17 protein-coding genes are annotated in these 17,918 nt (G+C 60.0%); 8 read left to right on the top strand and 9 right to left on the bottom strand.

The window, feature by feature from the left end:
* The first annotated feature begins 453 nt into the window (after positions 1-453).
* A complete protein-coding gene (locus tag ACP7BE_RS09350; RefSeq protein WP_426105624.1) occupies positions 454-750 on the top strand; it encodes a hypothetical protein in 297 nt (98 codons plus the stop codon).
* Between the two features lie 188 nt (positions 751-938).
* The gene (locus tag ACP7BE_RS09345; protein ID WP_095003041.1) at positions 939-1,559 is read left to right on the top strand and encodes a flavin reductase family protein; all 621 of its coding nucleotides are present in this window, start codon (positions 939-941) and stop codon (positions 1,557-1,559) included.
* Here the strand turns inward: ACP7BE_RS09345 and ACP7BE_RS09340 are convergent, their stop codons facing one another.
* Both ACP7BE_RS09340 and ACP7BE_RS09335 read right to left on the bottom strand, forming a co-directional pair.
* Positions 1,560-1,793 carry a hypothetical protein gene (locus ACP7BE_RS09340; protein WP_095003042.1) on the bottom strand — a complete coding sequence of 78 codons (234 nt, stop codon included), beginning with the start codon at positions 1,791-1,793 and terminating at the stop codon, positions 1,560-1,562.
* A gap of 34 nt (positions 1,794-1,827) precedes the next feature.
* Complete coding sequence (locus ACP7BE_RS09335; protein WP_095003043.1) at positions 1,828-2,142, bottom strand: putative quinol monooxygenase; 315 nt, start codon at positions 2,140-2,142, stop codon at positions 1,828-1,830.
* Positions 2,143-2,461: 319 nt separating this feature from the next.
* On the opposite strand from ACP7BE_RS09335, the gene ACP7BE_RS09330 reads away from it, so the two are divergent.
* Positions 2,462-3,391 (top strand): AraC family transcriptional regulator, encoded by a 930-nt coding sequence (locus ACP7BE_RS09330; RefSeq protein ID WP_095003044.1) that lies wholly within the window; start codon positions 2,462-2,464, stop codon positions 3,389-3,391.
* Here ACP7BE_RS09330 and ACP7BE_RS09325 read toward each other — a convergent pair.
* Entirely contained in the window at positions 3,386-5,017 is a 1,632-nt protein-coding gene (locus tag ACP7BE_RS09325; RefSeq protein ID WP_095003045.1) for a 5-guanidino-2-oxopentanoate decarboxylase, read from the bottom strand. The two genes, ACP7BE_RS09330 and ACP7BE_RS09325, sit on opposite strands and share 6 nt — an antisense overlap.
* A 111-nt stretch (positions 5,018-5,128) precedes the next feature.
* Between ACP7BE_RS09325 and ACP7BE_RS09320 the strand changes: the two genes are divergently transcribed.
* Together ACP7BE_RS09320 and ACP7BE_RS09315 are read left to right on the top strand one after the other, a co-directional pair.
* A complete protein-coding gene (locus ACP7BE_RS09320; protein ID WP_095003046.1) occupies positions 5,129-6,013 on the top strand; it encodes a LysR substrate-binding domain-containing protein in 885 nt (294 codons plus the stop codon).
* A 142-nt stretch (positions 6,014-6,155) separates the two neighbouring features.
* Positions 6,156-7,208 carry a Fic family protein gene (locus tag ACP7BE_RS09315; protein WP_095003047.1) on the top strand — a complete coding sequence of 351 codons (1,053 nt, stop codon included), beginning with the start codon at positions 6,156-6,158 and terminating at the stop codon, positions 7,206-7,208.
* Positions 7,209-7,211: 3 nt separating this feature from the next.
* On the opposite strand, the gene ACP7BE_RS09310 is transcribed toward ACP7BE_RS09315, so the two are convergent.
* Both ACP7BE_RS09310 and ACP7BE_RS09305 read right to left on the bottom strand, forming a co-directional pair.
* A complete protein-coding gene (locus ACP7BE_RS09310; RefSeq protein ID WP_095032148.1) occupies positions 7,212-7,829 on the bottom strand; it encodes an NAD(P)-dependent oxidoreductase in 618 nt (205 codons plus the stop codon).
* Positions 7,830-7,858: 29 nt separating this feature from the next.
* Positions 7,859-8,743, bottom strand: coding sequence for an MBL fold metallo-hydrolase (locus tag ACP7BE_RS09305; protein WP_130871929.1), 885 nt, complete (start codon positions 8,741-8,743; stop codon positions 7,859-7,861).
* 112 nt (positions 8,744-8,855) lie between these two features.
* Here ACP7BE_RS09305 and ACP7BE_RS09300 point away from each other — a divergent pair, with 112 nt between their 5' ends.
* Positions 8,856-9,761, top strand: coding sequence for a LysR family transcriptional regulator (locus tag ACP7BE_RS09300; RefSeq protein WP_095003050.1), 906 nt, complete (start codon positions 8,856-8,858; stop codon positions 9,759-9,761).
* Positions 9,762-10,148: 387 nt separating this feature from the next.
* Here the strand turns inward: ACP7BE_RS09300 and ACP7BE_RS09295 are convergent, their stop codons facing one another.
* Positions 10,149-11,030: a helix-turn-helix domain-containing protein gene (locus ACP7BE_RS09295; RefSeq protein WP_095019411.1), complete on the bottom strand. Its 882-nt coding sequence runs from the start codon at positions 11,028-11,030 to the stop codon at positions 10,149-10,151.
* Between the two features lie 173 nt (positions 11,031-11,203).
* On the opposite strand from ACP7BE_RS09295, the gene pobA reads away from it, so the two are divergent.
* Both pobA and ACP7BE_RS09285 read left to right on the top strand, forming a co-directional pair.
* The gene (pobA, locus tag ACP7BE_RS09290; RefSeq protein ID WP_426105617.1) at positions 11,204-12,388 is read left to right on the top strand and encodes a 4-hydroxybenzoate 3-monooxygenase; all 1,185 of its coding nucleotides are present in this window, start codon (positions 11,204-11,206) and stop codon (positions 12,386-12,388) included.
* 57 nt (positions 12,389-12,445) lie between these two features.
* The gene (locus tag ACP7BE_RS09285; protein ID WP_095003053.1) at positions 12,446-13,963 is read left to right on the top strand and encodes an MDR family MFS transporter; all 1,518 of its coding nucleotides are present in this window, start codon (positions 12,446-12,448) and stop codon (positions 13,961-13,963) included.
* Between the two features lie 49 nt (positions 13,964-14,012).
* Here the strand turns inward: ACP7BE_RS09285 and ACP7BE_RS09280 are convergent, their stop codons facing one another.
* The 3 genes from ACP7BE_RS09280 to ACP7BE_RS09270 all read right to left on the bottom strand — a co-directional run bounded on the left by ACP7BE_RS09280 (position 14,013) and on the right by ACP7BE_RS09270 (position 17,904).
* Positions 14,013-15,347 carry a sigma-54-dependent transcriptional regulator gene (locus ACP7BE_RS09280; protein WP_095019414.1) on the bottom strand — a complete coding sequence of 445 codons (1,335 nt, stop codon included), beginning with the start codon at positions 15,345-15,347 and terminating at the stop codon, positions 14,013-14,015.
* Positions 15,348-15,350: 3 nt separating this feature from the next.
* Entirely contained in the window at positions 15,351-17,105 is a 1,755-nt protein-coding gene (locus ACP7BE_RS09275; RefSeq protein WP_150628978.1) for an ATP-binding protein, read from the bottom strand.
* Positions 17,106-17,178: 73 nt separating this feature from the next.
* A complete protein-coding gene (locus ACP7BE_RS09270; protein ID WP_095003055.1) occupies positions 17,179-17,904 on the bottom strand; it encodes a 4'-phosphopantetheinyl transferase family protein in 726 nt (241 codons plus the stop codon).
* Between the last annotated feature and the right edge of the window lie 14 nt (positions 17,905-17,918).

Below are 17,918 nucleotides of genomic sequence, written 5' to 3'. Positions count from 1 at the left end.
ACCCAAGGCAGAGTTCCCAAGTCGTGGCGCAAACTTTTATCACCCAAAACGCCAAGGTGAACTGAGGAAGTTCGTTCATTCCAGGCTCCAGTTCTCGAGGCGTACAAAGCCGTTTGGGTATCGGCTTTTTTACCGGCGAAGACGGGTGCTCGCGCCGCAAAAAATGGGTAATGGACTGATGAAAGCCTGTCTGTGAGTGCGATTTATTTGAATTAATAGTCAGTTAATTCTGTTAGCCCACTATCAATCTCAGCAACACCTCTATGGCCGGCAGAACATCTGTGCCGCCCCACCGGGAGCTGGACGTCGTCAAGAGCCTGGTTCGGCGCGGACTTATATATCGAATTAATCGATTCTTTGGCGCTATTTTTTGCGCTTTTTAATCAAATTAATCGGCGTAGTCTTAAACCCATACCCACTGAACACCCCAAACACGAAACAAGGAGCTTTATCATGAAAACCAAACTTATCCTCGCTGCTGCTTTTTCTGCCCAGGCCTTCAACGCTTTTGCCGCCGATGGTTTCGATAAAACCCATTCGTCGAGCTTTGCTGAAGATGGCTACAGCCGTACAGGTTCTGCTGCAGTTGCTGCTGACGGTTATGACCGCACAGGTTCGGCTACGTTTGCAGAGGACGGCTACGACAAAACCGGCTCGGCCACCTTTGCAGAAGACGGTTTCAGCCGTACCAAATCGGACACCTTCGCTGCTGATGGCTACGATCGCACTCACGGCGCCCACTTCAGCTAACACCTGAATCAGGCACTCCAGCCCGGCCTTGGCCGGGCTTAGTCGTTTTTGGGGGTAAGACAGTGGAGATCCAATCCTTAGCAGCCTCGTTCCTACGGCAGCTGCTACAAAACCTCGCAAGCTTTTGTAATCCCGGCAAATGCCTTGCACTATAGGCCCTCTATCTCAGCCGTTTGCGGACACTTCCCATGCATGACGATATCCATTTCTATGAACCTTCCCAGGGCCACGGCCTGCCCCATGATCCGTTCAATGCCATCGTCGGCCCGCGACCTATCGGCTGGATTTCGTCACAGGATGCCCAGGGCCGTCTGAACCTTGCGCCTTACAGTTTTTTCAACGCGTTCAACTACATCCCGCCGATCATCGGGTTTTGCAGTGTGGGCCGCAAAGACAGTCTCAATAACATTGAACAAACCGGCGAGTTTGTCTGGAACCTCGCCACCCGGCCGCTGGCCGAAGCCATGAACCAGAGCTGTGCCATGGTTGGGCCCGAGGTCAATGAGTTCGAGCTGGCCGGGCTGAGCACCGTACCGTCACGGGTGATCAGCGTGCCACGGGTGGCCGAGACGCCGGTGTCGTTCGAATGCAAGGTCACCCAGATCATTCAGTTGCAACGGGCAGACAAGGAACTGGTGCCGAGCTGGCTGATTCTGGGGGAGGTGGTGGCGGTGCATATTGCCAGGCACCTGCTCAAGGACGGGATTTACGATACCGCGGCCGCCGAACCGATCCTGCGTGGTGGCGGCCCGGCGGACTACTTCCAGCTGGGCCCTGAAGCACTGTTCAAAATGCATCGCCCACGCTGATTACCAAACCAGTTCGGCGTCATCAGTGACGCCTTGCAGGGCTTCAAGTTGCTCGGCCGCGGCGGCATCGGCGGCGGTCGCAGTCTTGAAGGTGTGCTCGGTGAGAATTTTGTGAAAGCGCGGCGCTCCACCTTCGTACAAGGCTTTGACCGCAATCGCTGCGTGATAAACGCCGGGCTCAACCGGAACTACAGCTGATACCGCTTCAAACTGTGCAAATTCTTTACGCGCCATGCTTCAACTCCCGGCCTGTGGAAAAACCGGCATTCTACCTGTTCAGCCCGCCCACATCGCTGAAGGTCTGAAAATCGAGACTGTCCACCACTTGCTGGTGCACCAGCGCGCCGTATATTTCCATAAGCGATGAATTGAAATACGCGAGCATCGAGGGTTCATCCTGCCAATAGCCCGCCACCTGCCACAGCTGCGGGTCGTTATCACAATGCTGCAAGGCAAAGTGCAGGCAGCCGGGGGTCTGGAGCGTCGGTTCGATCAACTGGCTCAGGCAAGCCTCGACCCGGGCCGAACACCCTGCGCGGGCGCGAACCAGTGTCAAATGACTGACGGCATTAAGCTGGGGCATGCAGGCCTCCACAAAGCAAAGTGGTGTTGGGGGGAGGTTCAAAGCTTAGGGGCCGGCCCCTGTACGCCGTTAGTCGATTCCTGCCCCAGGCTTGCACGATTCTGCAAAAGCGCACCGAACCGCTGCCTCATGGCATCATCGGGCAAAGGGCCAGTTCATCAGGGTTTCGAGCAAGGTCAAGCGTCTGCAACGGCTTGGGCAGGCCTGTGCCTTCAGGCAATGACAGGATCAGGCAAGACAACGACAGAAATCAGCTACCCCTTGGCCTTGCACAAACTTAAGCTGTGCCTGCCCTGTTGCTTTGATGAGGATGCAACCCATGTCACTGCTGGAACCGCCGCGACCCGCGCTCGAGCCCGCGCTTGAAAAACAGCGCGTGGAACTGGCTGACCTGATTTTTCGCCATGCCCCGCAAGACGGTTCGTTCACCACCGGTGTCGACGCGCTGTTTGTGTCTCGCCACAGTCATCCCAGCGATTTCGCTCCCAGCCTGCCAAAACCCGCGCTGTGCATCATGGCCCAGGGGCGCAAGGAGGTGCGTCTGGCGGACGAGTACTTTGCCTACGACCCGCTCAATTATCTGGTGGTGTCCGTGTCGATGCCGATCAGTGGCCGGGTGCTGGAAATCTCCCCCGAACACCCGGTACTGGCCTTGCGCCTGGATATCGATCCGGTGGAAATCACCACGCTGATCAGCGATGCCGGCCCCCTGGGCGTGCCGTCGCGACCCACAGGGCGCGGGCTGTATGTTGAGCCTATAGACCAGCCAATGCTCGACGCAGTCTTGCGTCTGACACGTCTGCTCGACACACCCAAAGACATTGCCATGCTGGCGCCATTGATTCGCCGTGAGATTCTGTATCGGTTGTTGCGCAGCCCCCAGGGCTATCGCTTGTATGAAATCGCCAGCCAGAACAGCCAGAACCATCGCGTCAGCCGAGCTATTTCCTGGCTTAACGGCAACTTTGAGCAGCCGCTTCGTATCGACAGCCTGGCGCGCGAAGCCAATCTCAGCGTGTCGACCTTGCACCACAGGTTCAAGGCCATGACCGCCATGAGCCCGTTGCAGTACCAAAAGCAGCTGCGTCTCAACGAAGCCCGGCGACTGATGCTCAGCGAGGGGCTCGATGCCTCGGCGGCGGGTTACCGTGTGGGTTACGAAAGCCCGTCGCAGTTCAGCCGCGAGTACAGCCGCCAGTTTGGCGCGCCCCCGGTTCGAGACCTGGCGCGTCTGCGCATGAGCCTATAGCGCCAGCAATTCTTGCCAGCGCGCCTCGTCGATTTCAATCACGCTTGGCCCCTGGCGGTCGGCGGCACTGGCCAGGGCGGCGCGCAATTGCGCCTCGCCCTCGACCACCTGCGCGGCGCAGCCCAGCGCCTTGGCCACAGCGATAAAGTCCGGGGTGTAGATATCGACCCCCACGGGTTCGATGGCGCGATTGAGCATGTATTTTTTGATCTCACCATAGCCCTGGTTATTCCACAGCAGCACGATGATCGGGGTTTGCGCTTCCACTGCGCTGGCCAGTTCGGCGAGGGTAAATTGCAGTCCGCCATCACCTGTCAGGCACAGCACCGGGCCACCCGTTTTGCCATTGGCCCGCCGCCCCAACCAGGCCCCCACTGCCGCGGGCAGGGCGTAGCCGAGGGTGCCGTAGCCGGTCGATGAGTTAAACCAGCGCCGTGGCTGCTCGGGGTTAAACGTCAGGTTGCCGGTGTACACCGGCTGAGTCGAATCGCCGACGCACACGGCATCCGGTAGAACATCGAAAACCGCCTGCAAAAAACGCGTCTGGGCGCGGGTCGGGGCATCCCATTCGGTGGCCAACTGCGTCTGCAGACGGCTGACCCGCACAGCGCCCCACTGCGGATCCCGTGCTGGCAACTGCGCCAGACTTGCCACTAATGCCTCGCTCGCCAGGTTGGCATCGGCCACCAGCGCCAGGGTCGGCGGGTAATTGCGTACGGTCTGGTCCGGGTCGATATCAATACGCAGCAACGCGCCCGGGATCTCGAAGCCGCCAGCAAAAGTCACATCGTAATCGGTCTCGGCCAACTCGGTGCCGATCGCCAGCACCACATCCGCTTCGGCCACCAGCGCGCGGGTGGCGACCAGGGTTTGGGTCGAGCCGATCAACAGCGGGTGAGAGGAGGGCAGCATGCCCTTGGCGTTGATGGTCAGGGCCACCGGCGCGCCCAGTCGCTCGGCCAGTTGCAACAGGGCTGGCGCTGCATCGATGGCGCCGCCACCCGCCAGAATCAGCGGGTGTTTGGCCTGGGCCAGAAGCTGGCCCATCTGTTCAATGGCAGCAGGCGCGGCGCCGGGGCGGGCAATGCTCACCGGCAGGCTGGCGAGCAGGGCGTCGGCATTCTCCACCAGCACGTCCAGAGGTATTTCAATATGCACCGGCCGCGGTCGGCCGGCCTGAAACAGGGCAAAGGCCCGGGCCAGTACGCCTGGTAGTTCCGTCGCCGACATCAGCGTATGGGAAAACGCCGCCACCCCGGCCACCAGCGCGCTCTGGTTCGGTAGCTCGTGCAGCTTGCCGCGCCCGCCGCCCAGTTGGCTGCGCGACTGCACACTGGAAATCACCAGCATCGGGATCGAGTCGCCATAGGCCTGGCCCATTGCGGTGGTGATATTGGTCATTCCCGGCCCGGTGATGATAAAACACACCCCCGGTTTGCCGCTGGTGCGTGCATAGCCGTCGGCCATAAAGCCAGCACCCTGCTCATGACGCGGGGTGATGTGGTTGATCGTCGAACCGGCCAGCCCTCGATACAGCTCAACGGTATGCACTCCCGGAATGCCGAACACCTGTTCGACCCCGTACGCCTCCAGCAACTTGACCAATACTTCGCCGCACGTCGCCATGTGTCCTGTTCCTTTTTTGTTCTGGAAAAGACCATTGAAACGGCCGGCTGTGGTACGCACAACGCAAACGTGCTCATACTAGCCATGTCCTGGACTCATGGCTGACCATTGATGAAACGCCTTCCACCACTTCCTGCGCTGCATACGTTTTTGATCACGGCCCAGTGCTGCAACTTCACCCGTGCCGGCGAACAGTTGCATATCACCCAAGGGGCGGTGAGCCGACAAATTGCCGGGCTGGAAGAGCATCTGGGTTACCCGCTGTTCCACCGCCAGGCCCGTGGCCTGAGCCTGACCGAGCAGGGCCAGGCGCTGTACCCGCGTATCGAACAGGTATTCGACCTGATTGGCGAGGCCGTGGAGTACGCCAGCATTCGCCGTACCCCGCTGCAGATCAAGGCACCCACCTGCATGCTGCGCTGGTTGCTACCCAAATTGCTGCATTGGCAAACATTGCGCCCGGATGTGCCGGTGGAACTGACCAGTAGTGTGCAGCACGGGGTGGATTTTCGCCGTGAGGCGTTTGATGCGGCAGTGGTGTACAGCCCGCAGCCAGGGCCCAAGCGACAGGGCAGGCACCTGTTTGACGAACAACTGACCCCGGTGTGTGCCCCGCAGCTGCTGGAGGGTCGCGATGCCATCAACCAGCTGGGCGATCTGACGCAGCACACCCTGCTACATCCCAGCCGAGACCAGCAGGACTGGACCCAGTGGCTGAATGCGGCGGGGGGCGAGGTGTCGGCGATCCGCAAGAGCCAGTACTTCGACACCCTGGACCTGGCCATGACCGTTGCCGCCCAGGGCAACGGTGTTGCGATAGGCGACTGGTCATTGATTGGCGACGACCTCAAGGCAGGCCGACTGGCCATGCCTTTCGATTTCAAAGTGCGTACCGGCGCCGCCTACCTGCTGGTGTGCTCACCACGCCACGAGGCGTCGGCGCCGTTGCGCGAGTTGCTGGACTGGCTGGTGGAGCAGACGCGCTGCACGGATTAACCCTGTATCGATACAGCCCATTTCTCCTGGTGCGTAAAAAATCGCTGTAACAGTTTAAAGGGGGTATTTCTTGAGTAAATGGGGTAAAAACAGTCAATAAAGCCCCATTTAATCCTTTGGATTACCCTATTTGAGGACGTTTATGCACTCGCTCACCGTCGAACATCTAACCCAACTTCGCTTTGACGGCCTGCAGCTTTCAACCCTGAGGGCGCTGGGCGAGTACAGGGGCAAGCAAAAGCTGTTTGTCGCCCAATCGGCAGAAGCGCTCGCAGATCTCAAGCAGCAGGCAGTAATTGAGTCCGCAGAATCATCCAGCCGTCTGGAAGGCGTAATCGTTTCGCCCAGCCGCCTGAAATCCTTGATGATCAAAAATGCCCAGCCTAAAAGTCGCTCCGAGCAGGAAGTTGCCGGCTATCGGGATGCGCTGTCGCTGATACACGAAGCCTGCGATGCCATGCCTTTCTCGGAAGGCACGGTACGCCAGTTACATACGATTCTTTATCGATACTTGCCACAAGAGGGAGGCAGCTGGAAATCAACCAACAACGACATCATCGAGCGTCATCCTGATGGTAGTCTCAGGGTGAGATTCACACCCACTCCCGCTCATCTGACGCCGATGGCCATGAGTGATCTGCTAAGCCGCTATTACAGCGCAAATCAGCAAAAACTTGCCGATCCACTGGTTTTGGTTCCGTTGTGTGTTTTGGACTTTTTGTGTATCCACCCCTTTGCAGACGGCAACGGTCGCGTTGCACGCCTGCTGACTCTCTTGCTGCTCTATCAGTTTGATTACGTCGTAGGCCGTTTCATCAGCCTTGAGCGGATTTTTGAAGACAGCAAGGAGAGCTATTACGAAACCCTGGAGGCCAGCTCTGTTAATTGGCATTCAGGCACTCACGATGCAGGGCCTTGGCTCAATTACTTTTGGGGCGCGCTGATCAAAGCCTATAAAGAGTTTGAAGCGCGGGTTGGAACCATCGAGAAAAAGTACGGTAACAAGAGCAGCCGCGTTCGCATAGCCGTACTGAACCGTTCACTGCCCTTTTCAATCAGCGAGATTGAGCAGGCATGCCCCGGTACGAGCCGAGACACGGTGCGCCTGGTGTTACGCGCTTTGAAATCCGAAGGTTTGATTGAGTCCACCGGCAAGGGGCGAAGCGCGAAATGGCGCAATCGCCCCGTACCCTGAAACTTAATACCCCACCGTAAAGCGCTGGCGGGAATGCTTGGGCTGTTCGACCTCATCGAGCATGGCGATGGCAAAGTCGGCGAAGCTGATCCAGCTTTTGCCTTCGCTGTTGATCAGCAGGCGGTCGGTGCCCAGACGGAACTTGCCCGTGCGTTCGCCTTCGACAAATTCGGCCGAGGGTGACAGGAAGCTCCAGTCCAGGTCTTTTTCGCCGCGCAAGGTGTCGAGGTAGACGCCGCCCGCCGTGGCTTCAGGCCGGTATTCGTCGGGGAAGCCCGGGCTGTCGATGACTTTGGTGTCACCCGGCAGCATCAGTGAGCCTGCACCGCCCACAAACAGCAGGCGTTTGACCCCGGCTTTTTTTACCGGCTCGATAATGGCCGAGGCCGGCAGGGTCGAGAAATGCGCGGCGCTGAGCACCACATCATGGCCAGCAACGGCGTCCTGCAGGGCCTGGGCGTTGTTGACATCGACATCCTTGACCACCACCCCCGCACGCTCACCCAGTTTTTTCGAGGCATTGCGGGCAATGGCCGTGACGCTGTGACCACGACGCAGGGCTTCTTCCAGCAGTTGGCTGCCGGCACGACCGGTAGCCCCGATGATTGCGATTTTGCTCATGATATTCTCCAGTGAGTAGGTAGTAGCGTTCACCACTGCATTTCGCCTTTGGCCACCTTGGCACTCAGTTCCAGCGAAGATTCTTCGCCCAGGTCCGGGTAGCGTTTTTTCATGGCCGCTATCAATTCGCCCGAGTTGCGGGCCTTGAGCGCCTCTTCGTCAAACGCCTTGATGTAGTCGCGGGTGAAGTACACCGCTTTCAACGAGCGGTCGCTGTCACCCAGGTAATGGCCCGGTACCACGATTTTCGGTTGCAGGCTGTCGATACGTTTAAGGGTGGCCAGCCATTGCTTGTGCGATTGCGGTGTCTGGGTGTCGGCCATCCATACGTGCAGGTTGTCGGCCACTACCACTCCGCCCACCACCGCCTTGATGGAAGGGATCCATACAAAGGTGCGGTCCGGTTGACGTCCGCTCAGGCCGACGATATCCAGTTCACGCCCTTCAAGGTCCAGGGTGTTGCCCTTGAGCACCTGCGGCACGATCAACTGTTGCGGCATATCGGCCCCCATCTGCGGGCCCCAGAACGCCAGCTTGGCGTCTTTGGTCTGGTTGATATGCTCAACCACCGGCCCCGGGGCCACCACCTTGGCGTCCGGGAACGCCTGGGTCAGGGTCTCCAGGCCGAAGTAGTAGTCCGGGTCGCCGTGGCTGATATAGATGGTGGTCAGGTGTTTGCCGCTGGCGCGAATCTTGTCGACCACCTGGCGGGCCTGGGCCTTGCCAAACTGGGCATCGACCAGGATGGCGTCCTTGTCACCACTGATCAGCACCGAAGAAACCGGGAAAATCGCCGCTGCACCGGGGTTGTACACGTCAAGGGTCAAAGGCGCCGGGGCCGCCGCCGCATGGGCTGCAAAACCCAGCATTGCAGCGCTGAGGGCAAAACGGCGAAGGGTGGAAAATCCGCTCATGGGTGATTCCTGAATCAGTGGCCAGGGTTGGCGATGGACAGAGCTTAGTTGCCCGATCGCGAACTAAAAATGCGATGCTTGAACATAGTTTGTTTCAGATATCGGGCAGATCATGGATCGTCTTATTGCAATGCGGGTGTTTGTCACCGTCGTCGACCTCGGTAGCCAGTCTGCGGCAGCCGACCACCTGGATCTGTCGCGCCCCGTGGTGTCGCGTTACCTGGCCGAACTTGAAGAGTGGGTGGGCGCACGCCTGATGCACCGCACCACGCGCAAGCTGAGTCTGACGGCAGCGGGCAATGAAACCCTGCCGCGCTGCCGGCAGTTGCTGGAACTGGCCGACGACATGCAGGCCGCGGTGGATGTGCCCAGTGATGCGCCGCGGGGGCTGTTGCGGATCAGCGTCAGCACCTCGTTCGGCCAGGCGCAATTGGCGGCGGCAGTCACCGACTACGTACGGCTTTACCCCCAGGTCAGCATCGACCTGCAGATGCTCGATCGTACCGTGAACCTGGTGGATGAACGCATCGACCTGGCAATTCGTACCAGCAATGACCTGGATCCGAGCCTGATTGCCCGCAAGCTGACCGTTTGTCGCTCGGTGCTGTGCGCATCCCCGGCCTATTTACGCCAACACTCGGCGCCGCAGCAGGTCGATGACCTTAGTGGGCACAACTGCCTGACCCATTCCTACTACGGCAAGAGCATGTGGCATTTCACCTGCGAGGGTGAGGAGGTGTCGGTACCGGTGCAGGGCAATATCAGCGCCAATGAAGCCAGCACCCTGTTGAGTGCCACACTGGCTGGCGCGGGAATTTCGCTGCTGCCCAGCTATCAGGCCGGGGTGTTTGTACAGCGCGGTGAGCTGGTGCGCCTGTTGCCCGAAGCAGAACCGCGCCTGATGAACATCTACGCGGTGTACGCCTCACGTAAACATATGCCGGCCACGCTGCGCAGCATGCTCGACTTCCTCGCCGAGCGCTTTACCGACGAACCGGTGTGGGATAAATATCTATAGATACGCTGTTGCAGATCAAGCCCTATTGTGGGAACGAGCCTGCTCGCTCCCACAAGTGCAGTTTTCCCTCGCTGCAGCGGCTACAGGAATTACATGTCTAGTCCATTTGAAGGATGAAATCGGGCACGACCACTCGTACAACTGGCATGGCAAGAACCTGTGTCTGAACTAGCCTCAAAGCTGTGACGTCAAGGGAGCCAATGCCATGACTACCAAAACAAAAACAACATGTATGACTGTTTTTATCGTTTTCGCTGCCGCTGTCCTGTTTGCAAGCGCTTGCTACCGCGCCGAGCAAACCCGCCAGGCAGCCGGATTGATCGCCAGTTGCAATGGCGCGCACTGCAATGCCATGTTCAGCGCTCTGAGGTAGGATGCCCCGGAGTGTCAGGGCGGGCTGATTATGTCAGTCCGCCCGGTTCGAAAAGTACTGGGTGATGTCCCACTCAGGCGTCGGAAAAACCGCGCAAAGTACGCCGGATCTGCAAAACCCAGGCTATCAGCCACTTCGCTGATGGTCATCGGTGTATAAATCAAATGACGCTTGGCCTCCAATAACAACCGCTGGTGAATGATCTGCAACGCCGACTGTCCCGCCAGCTCGCGGCAGATGCTGTTCAAGTGCGCCACTGAAATGCCCACCTGATGTGCCAACTGCTCAACACTGGGCTGCTGGCGAAACTGCGCCTCGACCCGTTGATTGAACAGGCCCAGATACTCGTGCCCCCGTGGTAGCAACTGTCGCGCCTCACGCCGCTGGAGCACCTGGCGTGCCACCCACACCAACAGCACGCTGACCAGCGACTGCAGCAGCATTTCGCGGGCAGGGCGTACGCTGTCGTATTCGCTTTGCAGCTCACTGAACAGGTTGTTGAGGTAATCACTGTCTTTGCCTGCGGGGTAACTGGCGACCCGCTGCAACAGGCTGATGTTGTCGCCCAGCTGGGCTTGCAACTGCGCCACCAACGGCGCGGCCAGGGTCAGGACAAAGCCTTCTACGTTGGGCGAAAACTCAAACCCGTGCACGCACAAAGGCGGGATAACCTGAACCGCCGATTGCTCCAGGATATGGCGCTGCCCCTCGACCTCAACCTGCGCCCGACCCTGGTGGACATAGAGCAACTGGCACAGGTCGGCGTGCCTGTGCGGGCGGATCTCCCAATCGTGGACGCGGCTGCGCAGCGATATGGTTTCGCAGTGCAGCAGATCGGGGCCGAGCCGGTCTTGCTGCTCGCCATAAAGCTTGAACACCGGGACTGAAGGAATCATTGGCGTCGTACCTGTTGTCGTATCGTCGGCCGATAATCGCACTGATTGGCGAAAAGTACCGGTAATCCCAGGGTTATCACCTTCAATTGCTGCTCTCGCAAGCGAAAAATACAGGCACTAACCTATAAGAATCTACTCACCCCTTGGGGTCGGGTCTGCGAGAGACAACAATAATGAGAACTCAAGTCGCTATTATCGGTGCCGGTCCTTCAGGGCTGCTGCTTGGCCAACTGCTGCACAACGCCGGGATTGATAACGTCATCATCGAGCGCCAGACCGGCGAATATGTCCTCGGGCGGATTCGCGCCGGGGTGCTGGAGCAGGGCATGGTCGACCTGTTGCGCCAGGCCGGTGTCAGCCAGCGCATGGACGCCGAAGGGTTGGTGCATGCGGGCTTTGAGCTGGCGCTGGATGATCGCCAGGTGCATATCGACCTCAAGGGCCTGACCGGCGGCAAGACCGTGATGGTCTATGGCCAGACTGAAGTCACCCGCGACCTGATGGACGCTCGCGAGGCCGTCGGCGCACAAACCCTTTACAGCGCCAGCAACGTCCAGCCCCACGATATGAAAACCGATACGCCTTATGTCACCTTCGATAAAGAGGGCGAAAGCTGGCGCCTGGACTGCGATTACATTGCGGGCTGCGATGGTTTTCACGGGGTGGCGCGCCAGTCGATTCCGAGTGATGTACTGAAAATTTTCGAACGGGTGTATCCCTTCGGCTGGCTCGGTGTATTGGCCGACACTCCACCGGTCAATGACGAACTGGTGTATGCCCGCCACGAGCGCGGTTTTGCCCTGTGCAGTCAGCGCTCGGCCAGCCGTAGCCGTTATTACCTGCAGGTTCCTGCTGGGGAGAAGGTCGAGGACTGGTCCGACCAGCGCTTCTGGGACGAGCTGAAAACCCGCCTGCCCACGGCCCTGGCCGAACGCCTGGTGACCGGGCCTTCCCTCGAGAAAAGTATCGCGCCGCTACGCAGTTTTGTCGTTGAGCCGATGCAGTACGGGCGCCTGTTTCTGCTGGGGGATGCCGCTCATATCGTGCCGCCGACCGGGGCCAAGGGTTTGAACCTGGCAGCCAGCGATGTCAGCACCCTGTTCACTATGTTGTGCAAGGTCTACACCGAGGGCCGCACCGACTTGCTGGAGCGCTATTCCGAGGTGTGCCTGCGGCGCATCTGGAAGGCCGAGCGCTTCTCGTGGTGGATGACCTCGATGTTGCACCGTTTTCCGGACAGCGACGGCTTCAGCCAGCGCATTACCGACAGCGAGCTGGCGTATTTCGTCGACTCCGAGGCAGGCCGCACCAGCATTGCAGAAAATTACGTCGGGCTCCCTTACGAAGCTATCGAATAGGATCCTATCGAGTACACTGAGGGCCATCCGATACAAGCTTCGCCTACAGGTGTTCACGTGACCAGTCTGAACCAGCCTCCCCAGGCCAAACCGGCCATTCGCAGCATTTTGATTGCCCTGATGCTGGCGATTTTTCTGGGGGCGCTGGATCAGACCATCGTCGCCGTCTCCATGCCCGCCATTTCCGCCCAGTTCAAGGATGTCAGCCAGCTGGCGTGGGTGATTTCCGGCTATATGGTGGCCATGACCGTGGCGGTGCCGATCTACGGCAAGCTCGGTGACCTGTACGGGCGCCGCCGCCTGATGCTGTTCGGCATGGGCCTGTTTACCCTGGCTTCGCTGTTTTGCGGGCTTGCACAGAACATGGAGCAGTTGGTGCTGGCGCGGATCATTCAGGGCATTGGCGCTGGCGGGATGATTTCGGTCAGCCAGGCGATCATCGGCGATATCGTCCCGCCCCGTGAACGCGGCCGCTACCAGGGGTACTTCAGCAGCATGTATGCCCTGGCCAGCGTTGCCGGGCCGGTGCTGGGCGGTTATATGACCGAGTACCTGTCATGGCGCTGGGTATTCCTGATCAACCTGCCGCTGGGGCTGGCGGCCTGGTGGATCTCCCACCGTACCCTGGTCGGCCTGCCGGTGCCGCAGCGCAAACCAGTGATTGACTACCTGGGCACTATGTTGATGATCCTGGGTCTGACCTCACTGCTGCTGAGCATCACCTTTATCGGTCAGGGCCAAAGCTGGCGTGACCAGCAGGTGGCAGGCTTTCTGGGGGTGGCGCTGATCGCCCTGGCGCTGTTTGTCTGGCATGAACGGCGCACGCCAGAGCCGCTGCTGCCCATGCACCTGTTTGCCAACCGCAATGCAGTGCTGTGCTGGTGCACGGTATTTTTCACCAGTTTTCAGGCTATTTCGCTGATTGTGCTGATGCCGCTGCGCTATCAGAGCATCACTGGCGCCGGTGCCGACAGCGCGGCCCTGCACCTGTTGCCGCTGGCCATCGGGTTGCCGATGGGGGCTTATTTTGCCGGTCGCATGACTTCGGTAACCGGGCGCTACAAACCGATGATCTTGAGCGGGGCGGCGCTGATGCCCCTGTCCATTTTGGGCATGGCATTCAGCCCGCCAGGCGCCGAGTTGTTGAGCGGGGTGTTTATGCTGTTCAGCGGGATAGCTTCCGGCATGCAGTTCCCGACGTCACTGGTGGGCGCGCAGAACTCGGTGCAACAGCATGATATTGGCGTGGCGACCAGCACCACCAACCTGTTTCGTGCCCTGGGCGGGGCGATGGGGGTGGCCTTGATGTCGGCCCTGCTGCTGGCATTGCTGCATGACTCGTTACCGGTACCGGTCATGGGCCAGCCGCTGATTGGCGAAGGCAGCTCGGGCAATGTACTGCTCGACAGTCTGAGCGCGGTTCAGGGGCCGGCGCTGCAAAGCCTGAGAGCAGAGCTGCTGCTGACCTTCCGTCATCTGTTGAGCATCAGTGCGGCAGTGTCATTGCTGGGGCTGGCGGCGGCGCTGGCGATGCCCGACCAGGTACTGCGCGGGCGTGAGGACAAGGCGCGCTAGGGCTGAACAAAAGCCCCGCGGCCCTCTCCCGAAAGGCCAGGGGGGTGGTTTATTCGGCACTTAAAAATGCTTCACGCGCCAACCCGTGGCGTTGCATTTTCTCATTCAGGGTACGTCGCGGCAGCTGCAGCTCATTGAGCACTGCCTTGATATCACCTTTATGCCGGGTCAGCGCCGCGCGCAGGCACTGCGCCTCGAAGGCTTCCTGTTGCGCCACCAGTGATTGCCCCGCGTCGGTGTCGGGCAATTGCGGCTCGCCCAAACCCAGCACATCCCGCTCGGCTACGTTGGCCAGCTCGCGCACATTGCCTGGCCAGGCATGGCTGAGCAGACGCGACAGCTGCGGGCCGCTCAGCACTTGTGCGCTGCGCCCCAGGCGTTCAGCGGCATTGCGTGAAAAGGCGTCGTACAATAAGGGAATATCCTCGCGCCGCTCACGCAGCGGCGCCAGGCGTAATTCGGCCACGGTCAGGCGATAGGCCAGGTCTTCACGAAAGCGTCCGGCGCGGGCTTCGTCGAGCAGGTCGGGTTTGGTGGCGGCAACCACCCGCAAGTTCACGTTGATGCTCTGGTTGGAGCCCAGACGCTCGAGTTTTTGCTCCTGCAGCACTCGCAGCAGTTTGGCTTGCTGGGCCAGTGGCATGCTTTCGATTTCATCCAGAAACAAGGTGCCACCATCGGCGTACTCCAGCTTGCCGATACGCTTGCCCTGGGCGCCGGTAAAGGCGCCGCTTTCATGGCCGAACAATTCGGCTTCAAACAGTTGCTCGGGGATTGCCGAGCAGTTGAGGGCCACAAAGGGCTTGTCGGCACGTGGGCCAAAATCATGCAGGCAGCGGGCGACCAGCTCCTTGCCGCTGCCGGTCTCGCCGCGAATCAACACATTGACGGGCAGAGGCGCCAGTTCCAGGACCTGACGGCGCAAGGTCTGCAAGCTGCGCGATACCCCAAGCAGGCGCCCGTCGATCTGTTCACGCAGGTCTGCCTGCTCATGCAAGCGGCGGTTTTCCAGTACCAGTTGGCGCTTTTCCAGCGCGCGGCGCAGGCTGCTGAGCAGGGCTTCGGGGCTGAAGGGCTTTTCCAGAAAGTCGTAGGCACCATCACGCATGGCCTCCACGGCCATGGGTACATCGCCATGGCCGGTCAGCAAGATCACCGGCAAATCCGCGTCCAGTTGCTGCAACCGGGTCAGCAGGGCCAGGCCGCCCATGCCCGGCATGCGCACATCGCTGACAATCACTCCGGCAAAATGCGCAGGCAACCGGTGCAGACAGTCTTCGGCGTTGTTGAAAAGCTGCACGTCAAAGCCGCTCAAGCTCAGCCACTGTTCGACGGCATTGCGAATACTGGCCTCATCATCGACCACGATCACCGAGTTGAGCATGTCTCAAGATTCCTGTGCGATGGGCAGTGTCAGCGTGAATTGCGCGCCATCAAGGTGATTGCAAGCAGTCAGGCGACCACCGATTTCATGAACAATGGCGTATGACACCGCCAGGCCCAAGCCTAATCCATCGCCCACGGGTTTGGTGGTGAAGAACGGGTCGAAAATTTTACCCAAATATTCATCGGCAATTCCGCCGCCGCTGTCAGTGACGGTCAGGCGCCACAGTTGCTGGTCGGCTTCGATACGGATCTCAAGGTGTTTACGCGGTTTGTCGCCCATGGCGTCCAGGGCATTGCGCAGCAGGTTGATCAGTACCTGCTCCAGGCGAATTGCGTCGCCACGCACCCAGGCCGGACGCTGCAGATTGACGCGCAAGTCGATCTGTTCGTCCTTCAGGCGCGGCTCCAGCAGTTGCAGGGACTGATCCACCACATTAGCCAGATCCAGTTTTTCACGCAGGCCGCTGGGGCTTTGCCTGGCGTAGGTTTTCAGGTGGCCGGTGAGGGCGGCCATACGTGTGAGCATCTGCTCCAGGGGTTCCAGGGCTTTGTAGGCGTCATCGATACGACCGTGATCGAGCAACAGGCGCAAGGTCGCCAGCTGCATGCGCTGGGCGGTGAGGGGCTGGTTGATTTCATGGGCCAGCGCCGCTGACATTTGCCCCAGCGCCGCCAGTTTGGCGGATTGCACCAGGCCATCCTGGGCGGTGCGCAAATCCCGGGTACGGGCCTCGACCAGTTGTTCAAGTTCTGCCCGATTGCGCTGGCGCAAACGGGCGAGCCGCCAGCGCTGGAGTAAAAACAGCCCCAGAAATACTAGCGTCAGCCACAGGCCGATTGCCGCCAGGGCGGCATTGCGGCTGTCTTCGGCCGGTATTGCCGGGCGACGCAGCAAGTGCAGCGTCCAGCCCTCGATGTTCAGGGGTTGCGAGCCCCACAGGTAGTCAGCCTGGCCCTGCGGGCCATTGACGCGGCTCAGGTAGCTGTTTTCACCAAAACTGTGCAAGGTCTGCGAGGTCATCAGCGTTAGCGGCTGCTTGTCGTATTGTCGCGTCACGCTGATGGCGCTGCGGTCGCGGTCGTTCAGCTCGCGCAGGTGGCGATAGCGCCAGCCGGGCTGATTGGCAATAAATACAATGCCCCGGTTGTCACTGACCAGCAGCGTGTCGCTGCCGTGGCTCCACTCGCGCTCCAGTTCCGGAAACTCCAGTTTGACCACCATGGCGCCCAGAAACCGGCCGTCAGCACCCTGTACCGCGCTGGACATAAAGTAACCCGGTATGCCGCTGGTTACGCCCACGGCATAAAAGCTGCCGGTACCCTGGCTGCGTGTCTGGCTGAAATACGGGCGGAACGCGTAGTTGTGACCGACGTAACTATTGGACGTGTTCCAGTTGCTGGCGGCTACTGCCAGGCCGGTGCTGTCGAGCAACTCCAGTGTCGAAGATTGTGCTGCACCGTTGATACGTTCCAGCTTGCGGTTGAGCAGCGCCTGCACCTGCGGCGTCATGGGGTGCGCCAGTGCGTCCGACAACTCCGGGTCCAGTGCCAGTACGGCTGGCAGGGCGCGATAGCGTTCGATCACCGTGTACAGCGAATTGGCATACAGGCTCAATTGTTCAGGCCCGCGCCTGGCGCTCTCTTCCAGTGCGTGCTGTTTGGCCTGACGCATCGCCCAGCCGCCAGCCAGAATGGCTCCGGCCAGGATCAACAGGCAATACAGCGCCAGACGCAGGGCGCGAGACGTCACAGGCATGGTGGCAAACCGTTCGAACAGGGGCGCGCACGATAGCATGGCGGGCGTATCCCGCGGCCACAGGGCAACGGGGTCAGGCTTTTATCGCCACCACGCTGAGCAGTTGCCCGTCCAGCAGGCAAAACTGCGCATCCAGCTCACTGCCATGTTGCCACTCAGGTGACAAGTCGGTGAGCAGGCGCAGGCGTACATGCCCTTGGGGGGTCCAGTTCAACACTTCGGCGTGTTCAAAGTAGAAGCGTTTTTGCACCAGCGGGTATAGCGCCTTGAACAGGCTTTCCTTGACCGAAAACGTCAAGGTGACCAGCAGCGCAATCTGATCTGCAGGCCCGGCGGCCATACGCACAAGCTCATCGGGAGTAAGGATTTCCTTGGCCAGGCGCCTGGCGCGTTCGAGACTGAGCAGGGTTTCCAGGTCGATGCCCAGGGCCTGCCAGTCACGTTTAAAGGCTACCAGTGCCCCGGCGCGGCCGTTACTGTGGGTGATGGCGCCGCTGATATGGTCTGGCCACACGGGCGCGCGGTCTTCACCCAGGCCGGGAGCCACGCAAGTGCCATCCAGTTGCCGCAGCGCTGCGCGGGCGCACAGGCGCCCGGCCAGAAATTCGGCTTGGCGTTTGGCCACTGAGCGTTGAATACTCGCAGGCATATCGATTGCACTGCGGGCAAAGTCGTCGTCTTCAAGCTGTGCCGGGATAAAGTCTGTGCTCAGCCACACACTGGCGGGCAGGACCTCTGGCAAGGGCCAGTCGTCACGCAATGGCGTGCAGCAGGCAGGCAGGGCGGGGAGTCGGTTCATGCCGGGCATTGTGC

The organism is Pseudomonas sp. TWR1-1-3, assembly GCF_049896805.1.
GTDB classification, from domain to species: Bacteria; Pseudomonadota; Gammaproteobacteria; order Pseudomonadales; family Pseudomonadaceae; genus Aquipseudomonas; species Aquipseudomonas bubulae.
The sequence above is the reverse complement of the archived record's forward strand: the minus strand, read 5'-3'. Positions and strand labels throughout refer to the sequence as shown.

Coding starts and splice junctions, on each gene's coding strand:
- ACP7BE_RS09350 (WP_426105624.1), top strand. CDS start 454: ATGAAAACCAAACTTATCCTCGCTGCTGCTTTTTCTGCCCAGGCCTTC.
- ACP7BE_RS09345 (WP_095003041.1), top strand. CDS start 939: ATGCATGACGATATCCATTTCTATGAACCTTCCCAGGGCCACGGCCTG.
- ACP7BE_RS09340 (WP_095003042.1), bottom strand. CDS start 1,793: ATGGCGCGTAAAGAATTTGCACAGTTTGAAGCGGTATCAGCTGTAGTT.
- ACP7BE_RS09335 (WP_095003043.1), bottom strand. CDS start 2,142: ATGCCCCAGCTTAATGCCGTCAGTCATTTGACACTGGTTCGCGCCCGC.
- ACP7BE_RS09330 (WP_095003044.1), top strand. CDS start 2,462: ATGTCACTGCTGGAACCGCCGCGACCCGCGCTCGAGCCCGCGCTTGAA.
- ACP7BE_RS09325 (WP_095003045.1), bottom strand. CDS start 5,017: ATGGCGACGTGCGGCGAAGTATTGGTCAAGTTGCTGGAGGCGTACGGG.
- ACP7BE_RS09320 (WP_095003046.1), top strand. CDS start 5,129: ATGAAACGCCTTCCACCACTTCCTGCGCTGCATACGTTTTTGATCACG.
- ACP7BE_RS09315 (WP_095003047.1), top strand. CDS start 6,156: ATGCACTCGCTCACCGTCGAACATCTAACCCAACTTCGCTTTGACGGC.
- ACP7BE_RS09310 (WP_095032148.1), bottom strand. CDS start 7,829: ATGAGCAAAATCGCAATCATCGGGGCTACCGGTCGTGCCGGCAGCCAA.
- ACP7BE_RS09305 (WP_130871929.1), bottom strand. CDS start 8,743: ATGAGCGGATTTTCCACCCTTCGCCGTTTTGCCCTCAGCGCTGCAATG.
- ACP7BE_RS09300 (WP_095003050.1), top strand. CDS start 8,856: ATGGATCGTCTTATTGCAATGCGGGTGTTTGTCACCGTCGTCGACCTC.
- ACP7BE_RS09295 (WP_095019411.1), bottom strand. CDS start 11,030: ATGATTCCTTCAGTCCCGGTGTTCAAGCTTTATGGCGAGCAGCAAGAC.
- pobA (WP_426105617.1), top strand. CDS start 11,204: ATGAGAACTCAAGTCGCTATTATCGGTGCCGGTCCTTCAGGGCTGCTG.
- ACP7BE_RS09280 (WP_095019414.1), bottom strand. CDS start 15,347: ATGCTCAACTCGGTGATCGTGGTCGATGATGAGGCCAGTATTCGCAAT.
- ACP7BE_RS09275 (WP_150628978.1), bottom strand. CDS start 17,105: ATGCCTGTGACGTCTCGCGCCCTGCGTCTGGCGCTGTATTGCCTGTTG.
- ACP7BE_RS09270 (WP_095003055.1), bottom strand. CDS start 17,904: ATGAACCGACTCCCCGCCCTGCCTGCCTGCTGCACGCCATTGCGTGAC.